This window comes from Cryobacterium sp. TMT4-10 (assembly GCF_004403275.1).
Taxonomy (GTDB): Bacteria; Actinomycetota; Actinomycetes; order Actinomycetales; family Microbacteriaceae; genus Cryobacterium; species Cryobacterium shii.
The window spans coordinates 1-24,774 of the sequence record NZ_SOGU01000046.1; the positions used below are offsets into that span (position 1 = coordinate 1).

The 24,774-nt window shown below is 66.8% G+C and carries 22 protein-coding genes; 10 read left to right on the plus strand and 12 right to left on the minus strand.

What is annotated here, in order from left to right; translation table 11 throughout:
• Positions 1-30: 30 nt before the first annotated feature.
• From E3T42_RS07100 to map, 3 genes are read right to left on the minus strand one after another with little or no spacing between them, the layout of a single operon-like run.
• A complete protein-coding gene (locus E3T42_RS07100; RefSeq protein WP_134402740.1) occupies positions 31-453 on the minus strand; it encodes a YdeI family protein in 423 nt (140 codons plus the stop codon).
• Between the two features lie 9 nt (positions 454-462).
• Positions 463-1,227 carry a polyphosphate--glucose phosphotransferase gene (ppgK, locus tag E3T42_RS07105; protein WP_134402741.1) on the minus strand — a complete coding sequence of 255 codons (765 nt, stop codon included), beginning with the start codon at positions 1,225-1,227 and terminating at the stop codon, positions 463-465.
• A gap of 16 nt (positions 1,228-1,243) precedes the next feature.
• Positions 1,244-2,110: a type I methionyl aminopeptidase gene (gene map / locus E3T42_RS07110; protein WP_134364897.1), complete on the minus strand. Its 867-nt coding sequence runs from the start codon at positions 2,108-2,110 to the stop codon at positions 1,244-1,246.
• 11 nt (positions 2,111-2,121) lie between these two features.
• Between map and E3T42_RS07115 the strand changes: the two genes are divergently transcribed.
• Entirely contained in the window at positions 2,122-2,310 is a 189-nt protein-coding gene (locus E3T42_RS07115) for an SPOR domain-containing protein (protein ID WP_134364896.1), read from the plus strand.
• 15 nt (positions 2,311-2,325) lie between these two features.
• Here E3T42_RS07115 and panB read toward each other — a convergent pair whose 3' ends face one another.
• Positions 2,326-3,198 (minus strand): 3-methyl-2-oxobutanoate hydroxymethyltransferase, encoded by an 873-nt coding sequence (gene panB, locus E3T42_RS07120; protein WP_134364895.1) that lies wholly within the window; start codon positions 3,196-3,198, stop codon positions 2,326-2,328.
• A 100-nt stretch (positions 3,199-3,298) separates the two neighbouring features.
• On the opposite strand from panB, the gene E3T42_RS07125 reads away from it, so the two are divergent.
• Positions 3,299-4,636: a glutamine synthetase family protein gene (locus tag E3T42_RS07125; RefSeq protein WP_134364894.1), complete on the plus strand. Its 1,338-nt coding sequence runs from the start codon at positions 3,299-3,301 to the stop codon at positions 4,634-4,636.
• 20 nt (positions 4,637-4,656) lie between these two features.
• Positions 4,657-7,692, plus strand: coding sequence for a bifunctional [glutamine synthetase] adenylyltransferase/[glutamine synthetase]-adenylyl-L-tyrosine phosphorylase (locus E3T42_RS07130; protein ID WP_134364893.1), 3,036 nt, complete (start codon positions 4,657-4,659; stop codon positions 7,690-7,692).
• 76 nt (positions 7,693-7,768) lie between these two features.
• Here the strand turns inward: E3T42_RS07130 and glnA are convergent, their stop codons facing one another.
• The gene (gene glnA / locus E3T42_RS07135) at positions 7,769-9,193 is read right to left on the minus strand and encodes a type I glutamate--ammonia ligase (protein ID WP_134364892.1); all 1,425 of its coding nucleotides are present in this window, start codon (positions 9,191-9,193) and stop codon (positions 7,769-7,771) included.
• A gap of 161 nt (positions 9,194-9,354) precedes the next feature.
• On the opposite strand from glnA, the gene E3T42_RS07140 reads away from it, so the two are divergent.
• Positions 9,355-9,798 (plus strand): RDD family protein, encoded by a 444-nt coding sequence (locus tag E3T42_RS07140; protein WP_241975902.1) that lies wholly within the window; start codon positions 9,355-9,357, stop codon positions 9,796-9,798.
• Here E3T42_RS07140 and E3T42_RS07145 read toward each other — a convergent pair.
• From E3T42_RS07145 to lipB, 3 genes are read right to left on the minus strand one after another with little or no spacing between them, the layout of a single operon-like run.
• Positions 9,795-10,505, minus strand: coding sequence for a DUF4191 domain-containing protein (locus tag E3T42_RS07145; RefSeq protein ID WP_134364891.1), 711 nt, complete (start codon positions 10,503-10,505; stop codon positions 9,795-9,797). The two genes, E3T42_RS07140 and E3T42_RS07145, sit on opposite strands and share 4 nt — an antisense overlap.
• Before the next feature lie 47 nt (positions 10,506-10,552).
• The gene (gene lipA / locus E3T42_RS07150) at positions 10,553-11,542 is read right to left on the minus strand and encodes a lipoyl synthase (protein WP_134364890.1); all 990 of its coding nucleotides are present in this window, start codon (positions 11,540-11,542) and stop codon (positions 10,553-10,555) included.
• Positions 11,539-12,174: a lipoyl(octanoyl) transferase LipB gene (gene lipB, locus E3T42_RS07155; protein ID WP_134364889.1), complete on the minus strand. Its 636-nt coding sequence runs from the start codon at positions 12,172-12,174 to the stop codon at positions 11,539-11,541. The genes lipA and lipB overlap by 4 nt, the downstream gene beginning before the upstream one ends.
• A gap of 107 nt (positions 12,175-12,281) precedes the next feature.
• Here lipB and E3T42_RS07160 point away from each other — a divergent pair, with 107 nt between their 5' ends.
• Entirely contained in the window at positions 12,282-13,874 is a 1,593-nt protein-coding gene (locus E3T42_RS07160; RefSeq protein ID WP_134402742.1) for a hypothetical protein, read from the plus strand.
• A 19-nt stretch (positions 13,875-13,893) separates the two neighbouring features.
• Here E3T42_RS07160 and E3T42_RS07165 read toward each other — a convergent pair whose 3' ends face one another.
• The 3 genes from E3T42_RS07165 to E3T42_RS07175 form a co-directional block, all read right to left on the minus strand.
• Positions 13,894-15,336: a 2-oxo acid dehydrogenase subunit E2 gene (locus E3T42_RS07165; RefSeq protein WP_134364887.1), complete on the minus strand. Its 1,443-nt coding sequence runs from the start codon at positions 15,334-15,336 to the stop codon at positions 13,894-13,896.
• Positions 15,337-15,405: 69 nt separating this feature from the next.
• Positions 15,406-16,776 (minus strand): dihydrolipoyl dehydrogenase, encoded by a 1,371-nt coding sequence (lpdA, locus tag E3T42_RS07170; RefSeq protein ID WP_134402743.1) that lies wholly within the window; start codon positions 16,774-16,776, stop codon positions 15,406-15,408.
• A 100-nt stretch (positions 16,777-16,876) separates the two neighbouring features.
• Positions 16,877-18,364: a leucyl aminopeptidase gene (locus E3T42_RS07175; RefSeq protein WP_134364885.1), complete on the minus strand. Its 1,488-nt coding sequence runs from the start codon at positions 18,362-18,364 to the stop codon at positions 16,877-16,879.
• A gap of 107 nt (positions 18,365-18,471) precedes the next feature.
• Between E3T42_RS07175 and E3T42_RS07180 the strand changes: the two genes are divergently transcribed.
• The 5 genes from E3T42_RS07180 (at position 18,472) to E3T42_RS07200 (ending at position 24,376) form a co-directional block, all read left to right on the plus strand.
• Positions 18,472-19,395: a proteasome assembly chaperone family protein gene (locus E3T42_RS07180; protein ID WP_134364884.1), complete on the plus strand. Its 924-nt coding sequence runs from the start codon at positions 18,472-18,474 to the stop codon at positions 19,393-19,395.
• Positions 19,396-19,480: 85 nt separating this feature from the next.
• Positions 19,481-20,815, plus strand: coding sequence for a nitrate/nitrite transporter (locus E3T42_RS07185; RefSeq protein WP_134364883.1), 1,335 nt, complete (start codon positions 19,481-19,483; stop codon positions 20,813-20,815).
• Between the two features lie 230 nt (positions 20,816-21,045).
• A complete protein-coding gene (locus tag E3T42_RS07190) occupies positions 21,046-22,374 on the plus strand; it encodes an RNA polymerase sigma factor (protein WP_134364882.1) in 1,329 nt (442 codons plus the stop codon).
• An 8-nt stretch (positions 22,375-22,382) separates the two neighbouring features.
• On the plus strand, positions 22,383-23,651 hold the full coding sequence (locus E3T42_RS07195) for a MurT ligase domain-containing protein (protein WP_134402744.1): 1,269 nt from the start codon (positions 22,383-22,385) through the stop codon (positions 23,649-23,651).
• On the plus strand, positions 23,648-24,376 hold the full coding sequence (locus E3T42_RS07200) for a type 1 glutamine amidotransferase (RefSeq protein WP_134402745.1): 729 nt from the start codon (positions 23,648-23,650) through the stop codon (positions 24,374-24,376). The genes E3T42_RS07195 and E3T42_RS07200 overlap by 4 nt, the downstream gene beginning before the upstream one ends.
• A 66-nt stretch (positions 24,377-24,442) precedes the next feature.
• Here the strand turns inward: E3T42_RS07200 and E3T42_RS07205 are convergent, their stop codons facing one another.
• A complete protein-coding gene (locus E3T42_RS07205; RefSeq protein WP_134364879.1) occupies positions 24,443-24,679 on the minus strand; it encodes a hypothetical protein in 237 nt (78 codons plus the stop codon).
• Positions 24,680-24,774 lie beyond the last annotated feature (95 nt).

Genomic DNA, 24,774 nt, shown 5'->3' on the forward strand with positions numbered 1-24,774 from the left:
CCGCCGCGTGACAACGGGCACAAACTTCCGCTAATCTATCCCCGCGACCTGGGGAGCTTCGATGAGCAGGACTGGGGAATTTCGCTGAGCGCCGTCACCGTCTGCCTGCGCGGCCTCAACGGCTGCACGGCCGGCCGGGGCGACCCGTCCCTGCGCCACCAGGCGGCCCCACCGTTCCCTGTTGCTGGGCGCCCAGGCGCTTCCCCGCTTGCGGGGCGTCATTAGCTGTTTGTACCGGTCGCCACCGAGGCGATTGACCACACTGTCAATCCAGCCGAAGCACAGGGCCTCTTCCACCGCAGCCTCGTAGGAGAGCTCGGTGACGGAGTTTCCCTTCTTCCCGATGGCCAGCCACACGCCGCGGCTCTCTGCATGGTGGGTCTGGAGCCAGGCCCGCCATTCCTGGCGGTCGGCCGGCTCAAGGACCGGGAGGTCAGTGAGTGGCGGCGCCATGTGGACGGGTCAGTTCAGGTTCTTGACGGCGAGGGCAGCTGCCCCCAGGATTCCGGCATTGTTGCGGTGGACGGCCGGGATGATCGGGGTCTTCAGCTTCAGAAGCGGCAGGAAGTCCTGATGGTGCTTGGACACGCCGCCGCCGACGATGAACAGGTCGGGGGAGAACAGGGCCTCCAGGGTCGAGTAGTACTTCTGCAGGCGGGAGGCCCACTTATCCCAGCTCAGGTGTTCGCGCTCCTTGGCAGAGAATGCCGCGCGCGTCTCGTGGTCGACGCCGTCGATCTGGAGGTGACCGAGCTCGGTGTTCGGCACGAGCACGCCGTCGTTGATCAGGGCCGTTCCGATCCCGGTGCCGAGGGTGGTCATCAGGACCACTCCCCGCACGCCCTTGGCCGCGCCGAACTCGGATTCCGCGTACCCCGCGGCATCGGCGTCGTTGACGAAGTGGATCGGCTGCCCCAGGCTCTTCTGGAACAGCTTCTCGGCGGCGAGGCCGATCCACTTGTCCGAGACATTGGCGGCGGACATGGTGTGCCCGTTCTTCACGATGGCGGGGAAGCAGATCCCGACCGGCAGTGCGGAGGCGCCCGCCACGGAGGAGACCGTGGCGAGGAGGGCGCGCGTGGACTCGACGATGTCCACCGGGCGTCCCCCCTTGGGGGTGGGGAGTTTCACCCGATCGGACAGAAATTGACCGGTGACCAGGTCGACCACCGCTCCCTTGATTCCGGTGCCGCCAATATCAATGCCGATGGCCGTGGTTGAACTCATAGTCAAAACCTACCGTTTACGGGAGGGTGAGAATTTCGGCGCCGTGCTCGGTCACGACGAGGGTGTGTTCGAACTGGGCCGTGATGCTCTTGTCTTTCGTCGTCACGGTCCAGTCGTCGGCCCACATGTCCCAGTCGGATCCGCCGAGGGTGAGCATCGGTTCGATCGTGAAGACCATGCCGACCTCCATCACGGTGTCGTAAACGGGGGCGGAGTCGTAGTGCGGGATGATCAGCCCGGAGTGGAAGGACTCTCCGACCCCGTGGCCGGTGAAGTCGCGCACCACGCCATAGTTGAAACGCTTCGCATAGGACTCGATCGTGCGACCGATGACGTTGACCTGCCTGCCCGGTGCGACGGCCTTGATGCCCCGGGCGAGGGCCTCCCGGGTACGCTCGACCAGCAGCCTCACCTCGTCGCCGGCCTCGCCGACGATGAACGTGACGTTCGTGTCGCCGTGCACCCCGTTCTTGAAGGCAGTGATGTCGATGTTTACGATGTCCCCGTTCTCGAGAACGGTGTCGTCGGGGATGCCATGGCAGATCACCTCGTTCACCGAACTGCACAGCGACTTGGGGTAGCCGCGGTAGCCCAGGGTCGACGGGTAGGCGTCGTGTTGGATGATGAAGTCGTGGCCGATCCGGTCGAGTTCGTCCGTCGTGACGCCCGGGCGGACGGCCCGTCCCACGGCTTCGATCGCCTGCGCCGCGATCCGGCCCGATTCGCGGATCAGCTCGATCTTGTCCGGAGAGTACACGTCCGATCCGGTGAACGGCGCCGGCATCTCACGGCCGACGTACTCCGGTCGTGGGATGTGGCGCGGAACGGGGCGGAACGGGGAGACCGTTCCCGGCAACAGGTGACCGGCAGAATCCTTGGGCATAGGATCAGCTTATGTCCGAAGACACTGAACACCAGTTCTGGTACAACATGCGCACGGGAGCGGTCGAGGAGGGTATGCAGTCCACCTCCAAGGAGCGCGTCGGGCCGTTCGCAACACGTGACGAGGCCGCTCACGCGCTGGAGAAACTGCGCGCGAACAGCGCCAAATGGGCCGAGGAAGAAGCGGCAAACGACCGCTAGGACCGCTGACCGGCCCTACTCGTAGCTGTGCTCGGGGCCGGGATAGGCGCCGGAGTCGACGTCTTCCTTGAACTGGTGCACAGCATCCGTCAGCACGCTGCGCATGTTCGCGTACTGGCGCACGAACCGGGGCACGCGGCCCTCGGTAAGGCCCGCGAAATCAGTCCAGACCATCAATTGTCCGTCGACGTCCGGGCCCGCGCCGACCCCGATGGTGGGGATCTCGAGCCGGGCGGTCACCAGTGCGGCCACCGTAGCCGGCACCATTTCGAGCACAACGGCGAAGGCGCCGGCATCCTGCACCGCGAGAGCGTCCTCGATCAGCTGGTCGGCGGCCGCGCCCCGCCCCTGAATGATGTGGCCGCCCAGCCCGTGCTCGCTCTGCGGGGTGAAGCCGATGTGACCCATCACGGGAATCCCCGACGTCACGATGCGTTTGATCTGCTTGCGACTGCGCACGCCGCCCTCGAGCTTGACCGCATGGGCCTGCGCCTCTTTCATGAAGCGCACGGCCGTGTGCAGAGCCTCGGATTGGCCGGTCTCATACGATCCGAATGGCATGTCGGCGATGACGAGGGCTCGGGTGACCGCCCGCGAGACGGCCCGGGTGAGGGGGATCAGCTCGTCGACGGTGACGGGCAGGGTGCTCTCGTAGCCGAACACGTTGTTGCCGGCCGAGTCCCCGACGAGCAGGAAGTCGATCCCGGCCTGGTCGAAGATCTGGGCGGTGAGCATGTCATAGCTGGTCAGCCCGGTGATCGGGATGCCCTGCTGTTTGGCATTGTGAAAATGGCGGGTGCGCACCCGCTTGGGCCCGGGCGGCACGGGCGCGAACGGGTTCAGCTCGCGGGCGGCGGCGGGCACTTCGGGAACGGTCGACTCTGGCATGGGTCCAGTGTAGTCAGGGTGTAATCCGCCGACTGGCGCCCAGTTTCGCCCGAGTTTCGGCGCCAGCCAGTAGCCTAGGTAACAACAAGAAAGGGCGTGAATGGACAAGCAGCGCGACTTCGTTCTCCGGACCATCGAGGAGCGGGGCATCAAGTTCATCCGACTCTGGTTCACGGACGTTGTCGGCACACTCAAATCGGTGGCCATCGCGCCTGCCGAGGTGGAGGGTGCCTTCGCTGAGGGCCTCGGTTTTGACGGCTCCGCCATCGAAGGCCTCACCCGCTCGTTCGAGGCGGACGTGCTCGCTCATCCCGACCCCACCACCTTCCAGATCCTGCCCTGGCGTGGTGAGATCGATCCCACCGCCCGCATGTTCTGCGACATCATGACTCCCGACGGTCAGCCGGCGGTCGCCGACCCGCGAAACGTGCTCAAGCGGACCCTGGCGAAGGCCGCCGATCGCGGATTCACCTTCTACACGCATCCCGAGATCGAGTTCTACCTGCTCAAGTCGTCGAAGTACGGCAAGAACGGACCGGTCCCGGTGGATTCGGCCGGCTACTTCGACAACGTCCCCGGCGGCACAGCCCACGACTTCCGTCGCCGGTCGGTGCGGATGCTCGAAGACCTCGGCATCTCGGTGGAGTTCAGCCACCACGAGGCGGGTCCCGGTCAGAACGAGATCGACCTGCGCTACGCGGATGCCCTCACGACGGCCGACAACATCATGACCTTCCGCACCGTGATCAAGGAAGTCGCCATCGAGCAGGGCGTGTACGCCACGTTCATGCCCAAGCCCATGTCGGAGCACCCCGGATCGGGTATGCACACGCACCTGTCCCTGTTCGAGGGCGACACCAACGCGTTCTACGAGGCCGGTGCGCAGTACCAGCTCTCCAAGACCGGCCGTCAGTTCATTGCCGGACTGCTCAAGCACGCCCCGGAGATCACCGCGGTGACGAACCAGTTCGTCAATTCCTACAAACGGCTGTGGGGCGGCGACGAAGCTCCCAGTTTCGTCTGCTGGGGGCACAACAACCGTTCCGCCCTGATCAGGGTTCCGTTGTACAAGCCCAACAAGGGCCAGAGCGCCCGCGTCGAGTACCGCGCCATCGACTCGGCCGCGAACCCGTACCTGGCGTATTCGCTGATGCTGGCCGCCGGCCTCAAGGGTATCGAGGAGGGCTACGAGTTGCCTCCCGAGGCCGAGGACAACGTCTGGGGGCTCAGCGACACCGAGCGTCGCGCGCTGGGTTATCGTCAATTGCCCGCCAGCCTTGACCACGCGATCCAGTTCATGGAGGAGTCCGAGCTCGTCGCCGAAACGCTCGGAGAGCACGTCTTCAACTACGTGTTGCTCAACAAGCGCCAGGAGTGGAAGGAATACCGCTCCCAGGTGACCCCGTTCGAGCTCGACAAGAACCTCGAGATGCTCTAGCCGCCCCGGGAACGGAACTCATGGCGCGGGAAATACTCACTCTCACCGAGCTTGCTCGGGTGGGTTTCGTCGAGCTGAGCGAGGTGCGCCTGCGGCTCATGGAGGTAGGCGAACTGGGCGGTCCGGAGCCGACAGTGCTGCTGCCCCTTCTGACCAGGACAGCGAACCCGGACGCCGCCCTCGGTTCCCTGGTCGAGCTCCTGCGCCAGTCGCCGGACGAGTCGCATGCCATCCTCGGCCACGCCGACTCGGCGTTGAGGCTGGTGCGCGTCCTCGGGGCCTCGAGCGGCCTGGCTGAGTTCTTCCTGCGACGCCCGGAGGAGCTCGCGGTCCTCGCCAGGCCCCTGGCGAGGTTGCCGGGTGCGTCCGAACTGACCGCCGACCTGCTGGACTCCGTCGGCAGCCATGATGGCTTCGCCACCCTCGTCGACGACGACGGGTGGGTGGCGCTGCGGGTTCGCTACCGCCGCCGGCTGGCCGAGTTGGCCGCCTTCGACCTGGAGCAGGCCGATCCCGTCGCGGGGCTCGACGGGATCGCACGCACCCTCGCCGACCTCGCGGCTGCCGCCCTGGAAGCGTCCCTGGCCGTCGCGCGCAGCATGTCCAGCGGTCTCGCCCCCGCCCGCGGCGTGTTCCCGGCGGACGAGGTTCGGGCCACCCGGCTGGCCATCATCGGCATGGGCAAGGCCGGAGCCGGCGAACTGAACTACGTGAGCGATGTGGACGTGATCTTCGTCGCTGAGGGTGACCCCGAGGCGGGGCTGGAGTCGCCGCGGGCCGTCGACATCGCCACCCGGCTCGCCATCCTCGTGATGCGGGGCCTGAACCAGCCGTCGCTCGAGCCCGAACTCTGGGAGGTAGACCCGAACCTCCGTCCGGAAGGAAAATCCGGAGCACTCGTCCGCTCCCTCGAGTCTCACCTGGCGTACTACGACCGGTGGGCCAAGAGCTGGGAATTCCAGGCGCTGCTCAAGGCTCGCCCGCTGGCGGGCGATCTCGGCCTCGGCGGCCGTTACGTCGAGGCGGTGGCCCCGAAGGTGTGGACCAGCGCCAGCCGGGAGAACTTCGTCGATTCCGTGCAGCGGATGCGTGAACGGGTGACAAAGAACATCCCGGACGACGAAGTTGCCGTGCAACTCAAGCTCGGCCCCGGAGGACTGCGCGATATTGAGTTCACCGTGCAGTTGCTGCAGCTGGTGCACGGGCAGACCGACCCGGACGTGCGTCAGGCCGGAACCCTCCCCGCTCTGACGGCGCTGGTGGACAGCGGCTACGTGGGACGGGCTGAGGCGGCCGAGTTCGCGCAGGACTACCGGATCCTGCGCCTGATGGAACATCGGCTGCAGCTGGAGAAGTTGCGCCGCACCCATCTCGTGCCCCGCGATGAGGCGAGTCTGCGCGTGCTGGCCCGGGCCACGGGTCTCGCACCGAACGCCGCACAGCTCACCGACCGGTGGGCCCAGGTCAAGCATCGAGTCCGGGGACTGCACGAACGACTGTTCTACCGCCCATTGCTCTCCGCCGTGGCCGCGCTCCCGGCCGACGGTCTCAACCTGACCAGTGCGCAGGCTGAAGCCCGGCTGGCGGCCATCGGCTTCCGCAACACCGCGGGCGCCCTGGCCCACATCGCCGCTCTCACCGGCGGTGTGTCCCGCCGGGCGGCGATCCAGCGGCATCTGCTGCCCGTTCTGCTGCAGTGGTTCTCGGAGGGCGCCGACCCGGATTACGGTCTGCTGGCCTTCCGCCGCTTGAGCGACAGCCTCGGCACGACCTACTGGTTCCTGCGTATGCTGCGCGACTCGTCCGGGGCGGCCGAACGCCTGACCCGGGTGTTGTCCTCGTCACGGTTCGTCGGGGAGCTGCTCGAGACGATCCCCGAGTCGGTGGCCTGGCTGGAGGACGAAGACGACCTGCGCCCCCGTAGTGTGGCGACCCTCCACGAGGAGGCGCGCGCCGTGCTGGCCCGGCATGAGAGCCCCGATGCCGCCGCGTCCATCCTGCGCACGGCCCGGCGCCGGGAGATGTTGCGACTGGCTTCCTCGGCCGTCCTGGGCCAGATCAGTATCGAGGCCCTCGCGACCGGACTCACCGACGTGACCGCCACCATCATCCAGGGGGTTCTCGCCGCCATCCGGGGCACGCCCCTGGGGGGCGCGCCGGAGGGGTCGGCCGCTGACGGGATCGAATTCGCCGTGATCGGGATGGGACGATTCGGCGGGGCCGAACTGGGCTTCGGATCGGACGCCGACGTGATGTACGTCTTCCGGCCCGGGACCCTGACCGGCGAGGCCGCGCACGACCGGGCGAAGTTCATCGTGCGCGAATTGGCCCGGCTGACCGACGACAACCGGCTGCCCCTCGATCTCGACCTCGGGCTGCGCCCGGAGGGCAAGAACGGCTCCGTGGCCCGCTCCCTCGAATCCTACGAGGCGTACTACCGCCGTTGGTCGCTCACCTGGGAGGCGCAGGCTCTGCTCCGGGGCAGGGGAGTGGCGGGCGATTCGCGGCTGCTCGCCGACTTCGAGACGGTGGCCGACTCGGTCCGGTATCCCGCCGCGATCAGCGAACAGGCTGTCCGGGAAGTCAAGCGAATCAAGGCGCGGGTGGAGAGCGAGAGGCTGCCCCAGGGGGCGGACCCCAACCGGCACCTGAAACTCGGACGCGGCTCACTGAGCGACGTGGAGTGGTTCGTGCAGCTGCTGCAGCTGCAGCATGCGGCGGCCATCCCGGCGTTGCGCACGACATCGACGCTGGGTGCCCTTCGCGCCGCGGCCGACGCCGACCTGGTCAGCGACGCGGATGCCGAGACATTGACGGTGGCGTGGAAGTTCGCGTCCCGATGCAGGTCCGCCATCACCCTGTGGACCAACAAGACGTCCGATGTGCTGCCGACTGACCGGGCTCAGCTCGAGGGGGTCGCCCGGGTGATGCAGTACCCGCCGGGCTCCGCCAACCAGCTCGAAGAGGAGTATCTGTCCCTGACGCGGCGGGCCCGCGCCGTATTCGAGCGCAGGTTCTACGGGCCCGCGGAGCGGGCCGGCCCCTTCGGCGGCTGAGCGCCGGGCCCGGAACCTGAAAGGACCGCATCCCCGAGGGGGTGCGGTCCTTTCAGGTTGCGGGCGGTTCTGCGTTTTAGACGCCGTAGTAGAGCTCGAACTCGAACGGGTGCGGGCGCTGGGCGAGCGGCTTGATTTCCATCTCCCGCTTGTAGCCGATCCAGGTTTCAATCAGTTCGGGAGTGAACACGTTTCCGGCGAGCAGGAAGTCGTGGTCGTTCTCGAGGGCCACGAGGGCCTCTTCGAGGGAAGCGGGAACCTGCGGGATGTTCTTCGCTTCTTCGGGCGGCAGCTCGTAGAGGTCCTTGTCGACCGGCTCGTGCGGTTCGATCCGGTTCTTGATCCCGTCCAGGCCGGCCATCAGCTGGGCGGCGAAGGCGAGGTACGGGTTGCCCGAGGCATCCGGAGCGCGGAATTCGATGCGCTTGGCCTTCGGGTTGGTGCCGGTGATCGGGATCCGGATCGACGCGGAGCGGTTTCCGGCCGAGTAGACCAGGTTGACCGGAGCTTCGAAGCCCGGGACCAGGCGGTGGTAGGAATTCACGCTCGGGTTCGTGAAGGCGAGCACTGCCGGGGCGTGCTTGAGCAGGCCGCCGATGTACCAGCGGGCCACGTCGGACAGCCCGCCGTAGCCGGCCTCGTCGTAGAAGAGCGGCTTGCCGTCGGCCCAGAGGGACTGGTGGGTGTGCATGCCGGATCCGTTGTCGCCGAACAGCGGCTTCGGCATGAAGGTGGCGGTCTTGCCCCACTCGGCCGAGGTGTTCTTGACGATGTACTTGAACTTGAGCAAATCGTCGGCCGCGTGCACCATGGTGTCGAAGCGGTAGTTGATCTCGCCCTGGCCGCCGGTGCCCACCTCGTGGTGGCTGCGCTCGAGGATGAGGCCGGCGTCGATCAGCTTGAGGCAGATGTCGTCGCGGAGGTCGGCGTGCTGGTCGACGGGGCTGACCGGGAAATAGCCGCCCTTGAACGGCGTCTTGTTGGCGAGGTTTCCGCCCACTTCTTTCTTGCCCGAGTTCCAGGCGCCTTCACTGGAGTCGACGGAGTAGAAGCTGGAGTGCTGGTTCACTTCGTAACGCACGTCGTCGAAGATGTAGAACTCGGCTTCGGGAGCGAAGAAGGCGGTGTCGGCGATGCCGGTCGAGGCGAGGTACTTCTCGGCTTTCTTGGCGACCTGGCGGGGGTCCTTGGAGTAGATCTCACCGTTGCGCGGGTTGTAGATGTCGAACAGCATGATGAGCGTGCGCTCGGTGCGGAACGCGTCGATGTAGGCGGTGGTGACGTCGGGGATCAGCTGCATGTCGGATTCGTGGATCGACGCGAAACCGCGGATCGAGGAACCATCGAACATCTGGCCGACCGTGAAGAACTCCTCATCGACGGTCGACGCGGGGATGTTGAAGTGCTGCTGCACACCCGGCAAATCGGTGAAACGAATGTCAAGGAACTTGACGTCGGTATCCTTGATGAATTTGAGCACTTCTGACGAATCGCGGAACATGCGGTTTTACTCCAAACGACGTGGGCGTTGATCTCTGAACAGTTGATCTCTGAAAAAGTCGCGCACTGCGGCTCAATTGAGGCTAGTGGGATGGGATTACCCGGCAGTGACGCTTATGTTTCACACATGTTACAGCCGAGGCTGGTCGGTAGACTCATCGCGTGTCTGCAGCCTCCTCGAAATCGATCCCTTTCGGACAGCTTCCTCCCAGCAAATGGCCGGGGGAGCGCCTGGGCTTGCCCGACCAGGGCAGCCAGTCGGTCGGCCGGGTGGGACGAAGGATCGCAGCCCTCGCGATCGACCAGGTCCTGGCCATGGCCGCCGCGTTCGCGCTCTTCGACTACACGTTCCTGGACTACAACGGATTCGTCGTCACCGGAGTCTTCGTGGCCTTGCAGATCGTATTCATCCCGACCCTCGGCGGAAGCATCGGACACCGTCTCGTAGGGCTCCGGGTGGTTTCGCTGCGCGGAGGCTGGGTCGGGCTCTGGCGCCCGGTCGTTCGTGCCGTGCTGCTCGGCCTCGCCTTTCCTGCGCTGGTCTGGGACTCCGACCAACGCGGGTTTCACGACAAGGTGGCAGGCACCGTACTGATTCGCAGCTAGTTTCCGCGCTGCGGACGCGCCTTCATCGGGTCGACACCCTTGGGGATCGGCAGCTTCTTCGTCATCGAAGTGAGGCGGTTGTTCACGGCGAGGACTTCGGCCTTGGTCAGGGTCGGCTTGATTTTGGTCAGGCGACGGGCGAGCTTGTGCAGCGGCACGGCGTCGGCGTCAGGTCCAACCGAGATCACGGTGACGGCGATGCTGCCGCCCAGTCGCGTGACCATGCGGCGTTCTTCTTCGAGCATCCGGGCCGTGCGGGTGCGCGGTCCTTCGCTGATCAGGACGACTCCACCACGCCCGACGGCCCGGTAGACGGCATCCTGGGTCTTCCCGTTGACGGCGACGGGCATCTCGCTGCCCACCCAGCCGCGCTTCAGCGAGGAGCGCAGGACAGCGCCGACCGCGCCGGGCTGACCCTCGATCTGCGAGTACGCCGCCTTCTCGGCCCGGCGTCCCAGGATGATGAGCATTGCCAGGACTCCGGCCAGGATCCCCGCGATCACCCAGAGGATGATCGTCAGCACGTTGCCGGGCGACAGGAGGAATCCCAGGACGAGGCTGATCGCGACCGGGATCACGAACGAGGCGATCATGAGGAGCACGATTTTCGAGTCGTACCGTCGCGTCATCTGGAACACCTGCCACATTTGCTTCAAGCGGCCAGGCTGTTTGGGGGGTTTGGGAGTCTTGTCCTTGCTGCGTGCCATGGGTCAAGACTACCGAGTCACTCGCCCGGATCGTGACCGTTTCCAGGTCATGAGACGGCCTGCGCGAAGCCCAGGGACGCATCCGCCAGCTGACGAAGCTGCGGGGGGACTTCGCGCCCGGTCGCCACCATCGACTGGGCCCAGAGCCGTCCGGCGCGGTAGGAGGATCGGACCAGGGGGCCGGACAGAACTCCGAGAAAGCCGATGGCCTCCGCCTCCTGTTTCAGCTCAACGAATTCCTCCGGCTTCACCCAGCGCGCCACGGGGAGGTGGCGGGAAGTCGGCCGCAGGTACTGCGTGATCGTGACGATGTCTGTGCCTGCATCGTGCAGGTCCTGTAGTGCCTGGCTGATCTCCTGACGTTCCTCGCCCATGCCGAGGATGAGGTTGGATTTGGTGATCAGACCGGCGTTCCGGCCCTGGCTGAGAACGTCGAGCGACCGGTCGTAGCGGAAGGCCGGGCGGATGCGCTTGAAGATCCGGGGGACCGTTTCCACGTTGTGCCCGAAGACTTCGGGCCGGGCGGAGAAGACCTCACCGAGGAATTCGGGGTTCCCCGAGAAATCCGGGACGAGGATTTCCACCCCCGTGCCCGGGCTTTGGGCATGGATCTTCCGGATGGTCTCGGCGTAGAGCCAGGAGCCCTCGTCGGCAAGGTCGTCCCGGGCGACGCCGGTGACGGTCGCGTACCGGAGGTTCATCTTGACGACGGATTCCGCCACCCGGCGAGGCTCGTCGGTGTCGTAGTCCGCGGGTTTTCCGGTGTCGATCTGGCAGAAGTCGCAGCGCCGCGTGCACTGCGATCCGCCGATCAGGAACGTGGCCTCACGGTCTTCCCAGCACTCGAAGATGTTCGGGCAGCCCGCCTCCTGGCAGACGGTGTGCAGGTTCTCGCCTTTGACCAGGTCCTGGAGTTTGCGGTACTCGGGTCCCATCTTGGCGACCGTCTTGATCCAGGCGGGCTTGCGCTCGATCGGCGTTTCCATGTTACGGATCTCGAGGCGGAGCATCTTCCGCCCCTCAGGTGCCGCGGTCATGATGCCGCCGCCAGCTCCGCCTGGAACCGGGCAGTGAGGGGGGCGACCAGTTGCGAGGTCGACACCTCGCGGCCGAGGACTCGTGACATGGTGGTGATGCCGGCATCTTTGATGCCGCAGGCGATGATGCGGCTGTACGGCTCGAGCGAGTTGCTGCAGTTGAGGGCGAAGCCGTGCATGGTCACTCCTTCCGCGACTCGGATTCCGATGGCTGCGATCTTGTCTTCCTGCCCATCGGGGCCGACCCAGACGCCGGACCGTCCCGCCACCCGGCGGCCGTCGACGCCGAAGTCGGAGAGGACGTCGATCAGAATTCCCTCGAGTCGGCGCACGTAGCCGACGACGTCGACCGGCTCCGCAAGACGCATGATCGGATAGCCCACGAGTTGCCCGGGGCCGTGCCAGGTGATCTTCCCGCCGCGGTCAGCATCGATGACGGGGGTTCCGTTCGTGGGCCGTTCCTCCGGAGCGGTGCGTTTGCCGGCGGTGTACACGGAGGGATGTTCGAGGAAGATGACGGTGTCCGGCCTCACCCCGGAGACGACGGAACGATGGACTGCGCGTTGGAGCTCTAGGCCCTCAACATACGGCACGGAGTTGGCGCTTAGCCCCGCGACGACAAAGTCGAGCATGCGACCAGTCTAGGCCAGCTTGTCCTCCCCACACCGGCCGGGACCTGGTTGCGCTCCGGGGTCCGCCCGGTGCGCCGCCGGTGCCCGTTCGGGTGCAGCATTCGGCCATGACGAGCCATGAGGAACCGATTCGGGCGAACCCCCTGACCGCCGCCGGCAGCCGCCCAGACTCGAGCGACCGCCTCACCCTGATCGCCGGTTACCGGGTGCTCCGTCGCCTTGCCTCCAGCGAGCGAGCTGACATCTACGCCGGCGTTGCCCCCTCCTGGGCGGCTTCGGGGGAGCCGCCGGAGGGCGAGATGGCCGCCCCGACCAGGACTGTCGCGTTGAAAGTCTTTCGGCCGGAAGCGGACGACGCGTCGATCGAACGGGAGATCCGAGCCCTGACCGAGACCAGCCCGGGGCGCCTCGCGGGGCTCCTGGACGTGGCGACTCTCCCGGGCGGCCGAATGTGCCTCGTACTCGAATTACTGACCGGCGGCAGCCTCGGCCGTCACCTCGCCGACGGGCGCTGGGTGGAGCCGGGAGAGGCGGTCACGATCCTGGCTCCCGTCGTGGTCGCGCTGGCGGAGCTCCAGGCGATCGGCCTCGTGCATCTCGGGCTGACCCCGGCCGTGATCCTCTTCGACTCCCGCGGTCGCCCCGTGCTGGCGGGACTCGGCGGGCTTCGGGCGTTTCCGGAACCGGGTCCTGCCCGTAGAGCGCTGACCGAGGATGCCGCGGGCTGTCTCTCCCACCTGGTGCGAATCGTGCTGGACCGGGTGGGCCCTGACCCGGAGCAGACCCATGCTGCGCGGGAACTGGCCGAATGGTTCGCCGCCGCAGCTCCGCGGGTTCCGGGCGCGACCAGGCTGGCTGACCTGGAGCGGCGCCTCTTCGCGTGGAGCGACGCCGGACCGGTGTGTCTGGGGTCAGGGGCGGAACCCGGCCACGACCCGGACAGCGCGGTCACCGTCCTGCGCCTTCGAAGCGTCGCTCCGGTCACGGGGGCGTCGCCCGCCACGGCCGGTGGCGGTGGAACCGACCGGTCTTCGAGCGCGGGCTGGGGCGGTCCGTGGTTCGCCGGGCCCGTATCAGCGGTGCGGGCGGCAGCCGGCGTCGTTCTGGCGGTCCTGGGCAGGGGCGCCGGCCGTGACAACGGCGCAGGCGTCCGGCTCTGGGCCTGGCTGCGGCCCGCGCTTCGCGCCCGGCGGGGCCCGGCACTCGCCGGGGTGGTCGTCGCGGTTCTCGTGGCCGGAGTCGCCGTTTCCGGTCTCCGGCCCGCCAGGGGTGCCCGTCCGGGCGAGTCGGCCCCGGGGCCCCCGGTCGTGCCCGCTGCGAGTGTGCCGGCTTCGGCGGCCGCTCTGACGCCCTCGGACCGGGTCGCGGTGAACGGAGACGACCCGGTGACCGCCGTCCAGGCGCTGCTGGGGCTGCGCGACCGGTGTCTCTCTGCGGCATCCGTTGCGTGCCTGGACGGCGCCGAACAGGCCCAGTCTTCGGCGCTGGCCGCCGACTCTCACACGGTTCACCTTGCGCAGCAGGGAGGGGCCGCGGCCGCGGCGATCGGTTTGGCATCGTGGACGCCAGTGCTCGCCTACCGAACCGGAGACGTCGCGCTGGTGACGCTGACAGCAACCGACGCACAACGAAAGCCGGCCTCGGTCCTTGTGGTCAAGGGCGAGGCCGGCTGGCGGATCAGGGAGATCTTCGACGACTAGTCAGAACCGTCGATGGGGACTAGATCCCGAGGTTGGCTTCGAAGGCTCCCGCTTCGAGACGCTGCTTCATGGTGACGAGGAAGCGTGACGCGTCAGCGCCGTCGATGATGCGGTGATCGTAGGACAGGGCCAGGAACACGGTGGAGCGGATCGCGATGGCGTCGAGCCCGTCGGTGGTGACGACGAGCGGCTTCTTGTAGACGACGCCGGTGCCCAGGATGGCGCTCTGCGGCAGGAAGACCACCGGAGTGTCGAAGAGGGCGCCGCGCGAACCGGTGTTGGTCAGGGTGAACGTACCGCCCGAGAGTTCGTCCGGCTTCAGCTTGTTGTCGCGGGTGCGCTGCGCCAGGTCGGCGATCTGGGCGGCGAATCCGGCGAGGTCCAGTTCGCCGGCGTTCCGAACGACCGGGGTAAGCAGGCCGCGCTCGGTGTCGACGGCGATGCTGATGTTCTCCTGGCTCGGGTACACAATCGTGTCGCCGTCGATCGTGGCGTTGATGATCGGGTTGGCCTGCAGCGCCTCGGCAGCAGCGAGAGCGAAGAACGGCAGGAAGGACAGCTTGTTGCCGGTCTTGGCGTGGAACTCGCCCTTGACCTTGTCCCGCAGAATCGCCACGCGGGTGACGTCGACCTCGACGACGGTGGTCAGCTGTGCCGACGACTGCATGGAGATGACGGCGCGCTCGGCGACGACCTTCCGCAGGCGGGACATCGGCTGCGTCGTGCCGCGCAGGGCGGATACTTCGACGGCCGGTGCGGCAGCGGGGACGGCGCCCGTGGTGGCACTGGCCTGAGCCAGAACGATGTCTTCCTTGCGGATGCGGCCGCCGACACCGGTGCCCTGAACGCTGGAGAGGTCGACGCCGGCCTCGTTCGCGAGCTTGCGGACGATGGGGGTGACGTAACCGGACGTTCCCGCGTGGGATCCGCGGGACGTGACGGGCTCAGCTGCCGGCGCGGCCGTCGGCGGAGCGGCAGGGGCCGCTGCCGGGGCGGCGACGGGCGACGGCGCGAACACGGGGGTCGGTGCGAACACCGGCGCTGCTGCGGGCGCTGGTACTGCTGCGGGTGCCGGTGCTTCCACGGGGGCTGGCGCTTCCACGGGTGCAGATGCTTCCACCGGTGCCGGGGCTTCGACCGGAGCAGGCTCTGCCGCGGGAGCCGGTTCTTCGACCAGGGCCGGCGCTTCGGCGACGGGGACCGCGGCAGGAGCAGCGGCGGCTGAGCCGTCTCCGATGGTGACCAGGGGCGTTCCGACCTCGACGGTCTCGTCTTCCTGGACCAGGATCGCTTCGATCACTCCGGCGATGGGGGACGGAATTTCCGTGTCCACCTTGTCGGTCGAAACTTCCAGCAGCGGCTCGTCGACTTCGACGCGGTCTCCCACGCTCTTCAGCCAGCGGGTGACCGTACCCTCTGTGACACTCTCACCGAGTGCCGGGAGGTTAACGGATTCGCTCATGCGATTGTCTCCTTCAAAGCCATTTGTCTGTAATTAGAGTTTGAGAGTCTGAATGCCGAGATTCGGCTGCTACGCGTGCAGTGGCTTGCCGGCCAGGGCCAGGAAGGCCTCGCCGAGTGCCTCGTTCTGGGTGGGGTGCGCGTGCAGGAACGGGGCGATGTCCTCCGGGTAAGCCTCCCAGTTCACTACCAGCTGACCCTCGCCGATGAGTTCGCCGACCCGGGCGCCGATCATGTGGACACCGATGATGGGGCCGTCCTTGGCCCGGACGAGCTTGATCGAACCGGCAGTGCCCAGAATCGAGCTCTTGCCGTTTCCACCCAGGTTGTACTCAACGGTGGAGATCTGGTCGGCGCCGAACTTCTCGGCCGCCTTGGCTTCCGAGTAGCCGATGGATGCAATCTCGGGGTCGCAGTAGGTGACCTTCGGGATGTTCAGGTCGTCGACGACGATCGGATTCAGTCCGGCGATTTCTTCCGCGACGAAGATGCCCTGCTGGAATCCACGGTGCGCGAGCTGCAGTCCGGGGACGATGTCGCCCACGGCGAAGACACCCGGGATGTTGGTTGCGAGGCGCTCATCGGTGAGGACGAAGCCACGATCCATGGCAACGCCGACCTCTTCGAAGCCGAGTCCGGCAGTCGCCGCGCCACGTCCGACGGCGACGAGGAGGATCTCCGCTTCGATGACGGTCCCGTTTTCCAGGGTGATGACGACGCCGTTCTCGTGCTGGGTGACGCTCTGGAACCGGACCCCGAGGGAGTACTCGATGCCGCGCTTGCGGAACGCGCGCTCCAACTGCTTGGAGATGGACTCTTCCTCGTTGGGAACCAGGTGGGGCAGCGCCTCGATGACCGTGACGTCCGCTCCGAAGGACTTCCACACACTGGCGAATTCGACGCCGATGACCCCGCCGCCGAGAATGGCGACCTTCTGGGGAACGAAGTCGAGTTCGAGCGCCTGCTCGCTGGTCATGACGCGGCCGCCGATGGCGAGTCCCGGCAGAGAGCGCGAGTAGGAGCCCGTTGCCAGGATGACGTTCTTGCCCACGATGGTGTCTGCGCCGACCTGCACGGTGTTCGGTGAGACCAGGCGGCCCTCGCCCTCGATCATGGTGATGCCGCGCGACTTGATCAGTCCCTGCAGCCCCTTGTACTTGGACGCCACGATGCCTTTGCGGAACGCGTTCACCGCGGGCATGTCGATGCCCTCGAACTGCGTCTTGACGCCGTATTTGGCGGCCTCGCGGCTGACGTCGGCCACCTCGGCCGAGTGCAGCAGCGCCTTCGTCGGGATGCAACCGACGTGCAGGCAGGTGCCCCCAAGCTTGTCCTTTTCGATCAGACCAACCGTGAGGCCCAGCTGAACGGCGCGCAATGCAGCCGCGTAACCGCCGCTTCCGCCGCCGAGAACGACAAGGTCAAAATTCTGTTCCGACACCCAGATACTCCCTTATGCATCACAACCCGATCCGCCCGACGCGAGATGACGCATCCGGGCAGGCGAAGAGTGGGCGAGCTTTCTCGCCCACTCGACTGTACTACGGGCGCGAAAAGTCCTCGGCCAGGCGCAGCAGTGTCCTGACCGAGATTCCGGTCGGGCCGGCATTCGTGAAGCCCCACGCGCTGCCGGTGTTGTGTGCCGGTCCCGCGATGTCCAGGTGCGCCCACGGGATCGTCTCCGCGGATTCGCCCACTCCGCGGGTGCCGATGAATTCCTGGAGGAAGACTCCGGCCAGGAGCATTCCGCCGTGGCTGCTGCCGATCTTGGCGTTGGCGATGTCTGCGACGTCGGAATTCAGAGTGGCGCGCAGCTCCTCGGGGAGCGGCATCGGCCATATCAGTTCGCCGACCGACTTGCCGGCGGCGAGCACGCGCTCGACGAGCGCGTCCTGCCCCATGGCGGCGTAGTACCGCGTGCCGAGGGCGACGAGGGCGGCGCCGGTCAGGGTCGCGACGTCCACGATCGCGTCCGGGCCTTCTTCTCCGGCCGCGACGAGGCCGTCGGCGAGGACCAGGCGGCCCTCGGCATCCGTGTTCAGTACCTCGACCGTGCGTCCACCGCGGATGCGCAGAACGTCGTTGGGGCGAATGGCCGACCCGGAAGGCATGTTCTCGGCGATGCAGAGCCAGGCGGTGATGCGCAGGCCCAGGCCGAGCCGGGCCGCAGCCAGAGTCACGGCGAGCACTGTGGCCGCGCCCGTCATGTCGTACTTCATGCCCACCATCGACGCCGGCGGCTTCAGGGAGAGTCCGCCGGTGTCGAACGTGATGCCCTTGCCGACGAGCGCCAGGTGCTGCGTGGCGCCTTCCGGTGAGTAGCTGACCTTGACGAGCCGGGGCGGTCGGGTTGATCCCTGGCCGACGCCGGCGATCCCGCCGAAACCGTCGGCGGCCAGTTGTTCCTCGTCCCACACGCGCACGGTGACCGGGAGGCCCGTTGCCGCCTCGACCGCGAGGCGAGCGAGCGAGTCCGGATACAGGTCTGACGGGGGCATGTTGACCAGGTCCTTGACCAGGCCGACGGCCTCGGTGATCGCGTCCACGCGGTCGACCGCGCCGTCCGCGCCGACGCCGGTGTGCACCGTGATCTCCTGAGCCGGCAGCTTCGTGGCCGCCAGCGAATTCTGACGGTAGGCGGTGAACGAATACGAACCGAGCGCTGCGCCCTCGAGTACAGCCTCGGCCCCCTCCGCCGTCAGGGTCGGGAAGGCGAATGCGACGGAGGCAACGCCGGTGAGCTGGCGAACCGCGGATCCCGCGGCATGGCGCAGGGCGTCCGCGGTGGCTTCCGTGCCGATGCCGACAATGGCGATACTGCGGGCTTTGCCGATCGATGCAGGCAGGCGGACAACCTGGTCGCGGGCGCCGGTGATGTCGAGGCTGGAAAGAATCTCCGCGAGGCCGGCGAAGGCCGGGTCGGCGTAGAGCGTTGCGGTGTCGCCCGATTGGAGCGCCCCGACGATGAGGACGTCGGCATCCGACTCGATGGCGGGTGCTGGGGACAGGGTAAGACGGGGAGCAGTCATCTTCCGATGGTACGCGGATCGTCCGCCGCGGCCGTGTTCGCTCTGGGCATCACGGCCCGAGCGTCGATTCCTCCCCGCCTCCGTTTCTGACGTTTAGAGTTAACGACATGCGTGATCCTGGTGACCTCTACGAGCTGACCGCGGACGCCGAGAACGTCCCGGAGGGGCTCCACCTCGTCGCGGGTCTGACGGGGTTCGCGGATGCCGGGGGAGCGGTGTCCCAGTTCACGGAGTACCTGCTCGGAACGCTAGAGCACACCGTCATCGCCATCTTCCACCCTGACCTCCTTCTGGACTACCGGGCCCGCCGCCCGATCATCTACTTCGATCAGGACCACCTCACCGGCTACCAGCCGCCGGCTCTCCGGCTCTACCTGGCCCGGGACGAGATCGGCCAGCCCTTCCTGCTCCTTGCCGGGTACGAACCCGACTTCCGCTGGGACCAGTTCACCGCCGCGGTACTTCAGCTGGTGCGTCGATTCACGGTGGCCTCGACCACCTGGGTGCACGCCATCCCGATGCCCGTGCCGCACACGCGTCCGATCAGAGTCACGGTCAGCGGCAACCGCTCCGACCTGATCGAGAGCATGTCGGTGTGGCGCCCGCACACGCAGGTCCCCGCGAACGCCCTGCACCTGGTCGAGTTCCGGCTCCAGGAAAGTGGCGCGACCGTCGTCGGTTTCGTTCTCCTGGTGCCCCACTATCTCGCGGACACCGAGTTCCCCGCGGCCGCACTGTCCGCACTCGAGAGCACGAGCGCGTCGACGGGTTTGATCTTCCCGACCGATCAGGTGCGCGAGCAGAATCGCGATTTCGTGGCCCGGATCGACGAGCAGGTTCACGACAACCCCGAGCTGGCCAAGCTGGTCGGCACACTCGAAGAACGCTATGACGCTTATATGGAGGGCAGCACGCTGCGTTCGCCCCTGACGGACGAGTCCGGCGAGCTCCCGAGCGCCGACGAAATCGCGGCGGAATTGGAGAATTTCCTCGCTACCCGCCGCGGCAGGGACGACGGCACACTCGCCTGACCCGACGGCGTAGGCTTCTGTCCGTCGGAGCTCGAGGAGGCCGGACCGTGCGGGAGCAGCCCCGAGCGCGGGTAAGTTAGGGGCAATGAACTCGCGTCGGTCTTGGTTGGTCTTCTCCGTCGGATCGTTCGCCTATCTCTCAGCTGTCCTCCAGCGATCGTCTCTCGGGATTGCCGGCGTCGCGGCGACCGACCGTTTCGGCGGTTCGGCTGCGCTCCTGTCCAGCCTCGCCGTGGTCCAGCTCGTGGTCTACGCGGCCGCCCAGATTCCGGTGGGTGTCCTGATCGACCGCTACGGGCCGCGGGTGCTCGTGCTGACGGGGACCTCTCTGATGGCCGCCGGACAGGTCACGCTCGCGCTCGCCCCGAGCATCTCGATCGCCGTGGTCGGCCGCATCCTTGTCGGCGCTGGGGACGCCATGATCTTCATCTCCATGATCCGGCTGATCTCATCCTGGTTCACCGGTCGCAGCGTTCCGCAGCTTTCCCAGTGGCTGGGAAACATCGGTCAGCTCGGACAGGTGCTCTCGGCAGTCCCGCTCGCCTGGGTGCTGCACATCTGGGGGTGGACACCCGCATTCCTCTCGGCCGCATCCGTCGCTCTGGTTGCCCTGGTCGTCGGCATCGTGGTGATTCGGGACCAGCCGGCCGGCACGTCCGACCGGTTGAGGCCCACCAGCCTCGGTGAGGCACTGGCCCAGCTCAAACACAGCTTCAAGCGGCCGGGAACCCAACTGGGTTTCTGGTCGCACTACGTCACCCAGTCCGCCGGCACGGTCTTCACACTGCTCTGGGGCTTCCCATTCATGGTCTACGGGCTCGGTTACGACCCGTCCCTCGCCGCCGCGATGCTGATGGTCCTGGTCGGTGCGGGAATGGTGTTCGGTCCGGTCCTCGGAATCCTCACGGCGCGGTACCCGCTGCGCCGTAGCAACATCGTGCTCGGCATCGTCACGGTCATGGCGGTTGCCTGGGCTGCCGTGCTGCTTTGGCCGGGGCAGCCGCCATTCTGGCTGATCGTGCTGTTGCTGGTGGCCCTGGGCGTCGGAGGGCCGGGTTCGCTGATCGGCTTCGACTTCGCCCGGACCTTCAATCCCCAGCGCAGCCACGGCTCGGCGAACGGGGTGGTCAACGTGGGCGGGTTCACGGCCAGCTTCGTCATGGTCTACCTGGTCGGGCTGCTGCTGGACCTTCAGGACTCCTGGCGCGTTTCCGGGGGAGCGGCGAGTGATCTCTACTCACTCGATTCCTTCCGTCTCGCTTTTTCCGTGCAGTTTCTGGTCGTGGGGATCGGGGTTGTCTTCCTCCTGCGGACCAGGACACGCACCCGTAGCCAGCTGTCGCGCGAAGAGGGGATCGAGGTGGCTCCGCTCTGGGTTGGACTGGCTCGTGCATGGCGCCGACGACGGCGACCTGAATAGGCGCGGCTGGCTTGCCGCATACACAAAGCATGCAATAATTGTCAATAGGGCCCTTTCTGGTCCGGGGAACAGCGACATGAGTGTCAATGTAAATCTCCCGGGACTTGACATGGGTCCAAGTACTGCCCAAAATCCACACTGCCCCCGGTGCCCGTTCTGCCCGATCGACCCGGCTGAACCAGACCAGGCAGCGCCGCAGGTGTCCGCGCCACGGCATGAGAGGTGTTCGAATGGCAACCCGCAAGAAAAACGAGCCAGGCGACGAGTCCCCCGTGAGCACGCCGGCAGAGGCCCAGGCTGAAGTCGGCCAGACCCCGGAAACCGGTGCCGCACAGGCTGTTGCGAAGAAGCCGCTGACCAAGGCTGCCGCCGCCAAGCTGGCAAAAGCTGAAGCAGCAGCGGCCGCCGGAGAAGAAAAGCCAGCTCCGCGCAAGCGGGCCGCCAGCACGAAGGCCAAGGCAAAGCCGGCGGCCGACGAGCACGACGAGCACGCCCCCGGCGATGACACGGATGCCGACGACGATTCAGACGACGCCGCGAAGAAGCGTGCCGCATCCGCCGAGGCCCTGCCCAGCGGCGCCCTCGTCCTTTCCCTCGTGGATGATGACGATGAGGTCCCGGTTTACTCCAGCGCGATCACCGGAGCCACCGCCGACCCCGTCAAGGACTACCTGAAGCAGATCGGCAAGGTCGCGCTCCTGAACGCGGCCGAGGAAGTCGAACTGGCCATGCGGATCGAAGCCGGCCTCTTCGCCGAGGACAAGATGGCGCAGATGACCGACGCGGAGAAGAAGAGTGCCCTCGGGCGTGAGCTGCTCTGGGTGGCCAAAGACGGTGCCCGGGCCAAGAGCCACCTGCTGGGCGCCAACCTCCGCCTCGTCGTGTCGCTGGCCAAGCGGTACACCGGTCGCGGTATGCAGTTCCTGGACCTGATCCAGGAGGGCAACCTGGGCCTCATCCGCGCGGTCGAGAAGTTCGACTACACCAAGGGCTTCAAGTTCTCCACCTACGCCACCTGGTGGATCCGCCAGGCGATCACTCGCGCCATGGCCGACCAGGCCCGTACCATCCGCATTCCCGTGCACATGGTCGAAGTCATCAACAAGCTCGCCCGGGTCCAGCGCCAGATGCTTCAGGACCTCGGTCGGGAGCCCACGCCGGAAGAGCTCAGCCGCGAGCTCGATATGACGCCGGAAAAGGTCGTCGAGGTGCAGAAGTACGGTCGCGAGCCGATCTCACTGCATACCCCGCTCGGCGAGGATGGCGACAGCGAATTCGGCGACCTGATCGAGGACACCGAAGCGGTCGTTCCGGCGGACGCCGTCGGGTTCACCATGCTGCAGAAGCAACTGGAAAGCCTGCTCGATTCCCTCTCCGAGCGTGAAGCCGGCGTCATCCGGATGCGCTTCGGGCTCGGCGACGGGATGCCGAAGACGCTCGACCAGATCGGCGACACGTTCGGCGTGACGCGTGAGCGCATCCGCCAGATCGAGTCCAAGACGATGGCGAAACTGCGCCACCCCTCGCGGTCCCAGTCGCTACGCGACTACCTCGAATAGGAACCCCGGTGCTCTATGCACCGGCGATCCTGCTCGGGCGGGTCGTGCGGATACTCGCCCGTTGGCGTAAACCCGGCGGGGGATCAGCGGTCCCCGGCCTCGTGGTCAACCGGGTCGCCCCCGGGTTCCTGCCGCGGACGCTGAACAGCTTTCCCGGTGGGCTGATCATCGTCACCGGGTCGAGTGGCAAGTCGACCACGACGAAAATGCTGGTCGCGGCCCTGCGCGCGCACGGCACCGACGTCTTCACGAACCAGTCCACCGCCAATATCAGCCAGGGGCTCACGTCCGCTCTCCTCGAGCGGGTGAATCTGAACGGTAGGATCGCCGCGGACATGGCCGTGCTCGAAATGGATGAGGGCCACGGCGCCCTGATCTCCGGGTCTCTCGCTCCGCGCGTGGTCGCCCTGACCAACGTGATGGTGGACCAGATCGACCGATTCCACGATTCCGACATGGTCGCGGCGATGCTCGCGAAAATCGCGGCCCGCGCCACCGGGACGGTCGTTGTCAACGCCGACGACGGGTACCTCGCCGATCTCGCCGCGGGACTCGGCGCCGGAGTGTCGGTTGCCCGGTACGGAGTGTCCGCAGAGGTGCTGGCGGCCAACCCGCGCGGGCTTGGCTACAGCGCCACCGCTCACGACCGGCTCCCCGCGGAGTCCGGAATGCTCCTGACCCACATCGACGGCCGCAACGCCACCATCGCGATCGCCGGGCAGGACTACCCCGTCGGGTTGCCCTCACGGGGGACGCACTACGCCGTGGATGCCCTGACTGCTCTCGCCACCGCCCGGGCAGCCCTGGGCGATCGATTCGACCCCCGGGTGGCCGCCGAGGCAATCTCGACGATTCCGCCCGTCTTCGGCCGCGGCGAGATTGTCACCGTTCGCGGCCAACAGGTGGAATTCGTCCTCGTGCAGAATCCGGCCAGCTTCCAGCTCAACGTGGACAGCCTGGAACCCGGGACAGAGCAGATCCTGATCGCCATCGGCTCCGACGTGCGCGATCCGTCCTACTTCTGGCCCGTGAACACATCGGTACTCGGCCGCGTCCTCATCGCCTCCGGATCCAAAGCGCAGGACATCGCACTGCAGCTCGCCTATGACGACGTGATCGTCGAGCGGGTCGAGCCGGACCTGGGCCAGGCGCTCGATGACTTCCTGGCGCTGCCGAAACCGGCTGCCGGACTGAAAACGATCATCTTCTCCGCGGACTCGATGCGCCGAACCCGGGCCCACCTCGGGCTCGCCAGCAACAAGGAGGGCCAGGAGTGACGACGGCACTGACGATCGTGTCCCTGTTGCCCGAGCTACTGGGCACGAACGGCGACGCGGCCAACGCCCGCGTTCTTGCCCAGCGCAGCCGGTGGGCCGGCATCGATGCGCACGTCGTGGACGTACGCACGGTCGACGACCTGCCCGAGCGGGCCGATGCCGTGGTGATCGGCTCCGGTTCGGATTCCGACCTCGTCACCGCCCGAGACATCCTGGCGACGATGACCGGGCACCTGCGCACCTGGACGACCGAGGGCGTTCCGGTTCTGGCTGTCGGCACCGGGTGGGAACTGCTGAGCTGGGGAATCGAGCTCGCGGACGGCTCAGTGATCGAAGGACTGGGCATCGTGGCCGGGCGCGCCGTGCCGTTGGCCGCCCGGGCCACGGATGACGTCATCGTCGCCACGAAGCACGGTCGGCTGGTGGGGTTCGAGAATCACGCTCGCGGGTATGTCGGCGCGGAGGCGTCGCCTCTGGGCCGGGTCGAGTCGGGCACCGGAAACGGTGGAGGACTCGAGGGGCTCGTCATGGGCAACCTGGTCGGGACCCACCTGCACGGTCCCGTGCTTGCACGCAATCCCGGCCTGGCCGATCACCTGCTGCGCTCCGCGCTGGTCCGCCTCGGCCGCGCCTATACGCCCGGCGCGCACACGGTGGCGGTAGACGAGATAGCGCGGGCCGCGCGCAACCCGATCGCGGTGCGCCTGGGGCTCACGGCGGAGTAAAAAGCTACGGCGCAGGAGCATCCGTGATGCTCCTGCGCCGTAGCTTTGTTTCGTCGTGCGTTCGCTCTAGGAGCGTTGGTCCTCTAGGAGCCGACTCGACTCGTCGTGCCAACTCTCGGCAATGGCTGCGAGCTTCTCCTGGTGCTTACGGCCGTGGTGAGCGCAGAACAACAATTCGCTGTTGTTGACTACGACCCGGATGTAGGCCTGGGCTCCACAAGCGTCGCAGCGGTCCGCTGCGGTGAGCTGGTGGGGAGCCTTCTCTTGGCCGACTGCACCATTTTCGGTGGCGATCTGAGACATGGTTTCCTCCTCCAGACTGATACCAAGCGATACCAATGTTTGCTGTTCTTAATGTAAACACGCTCCTGCCCGGTAATCGAGCCCGGAGGACGCTA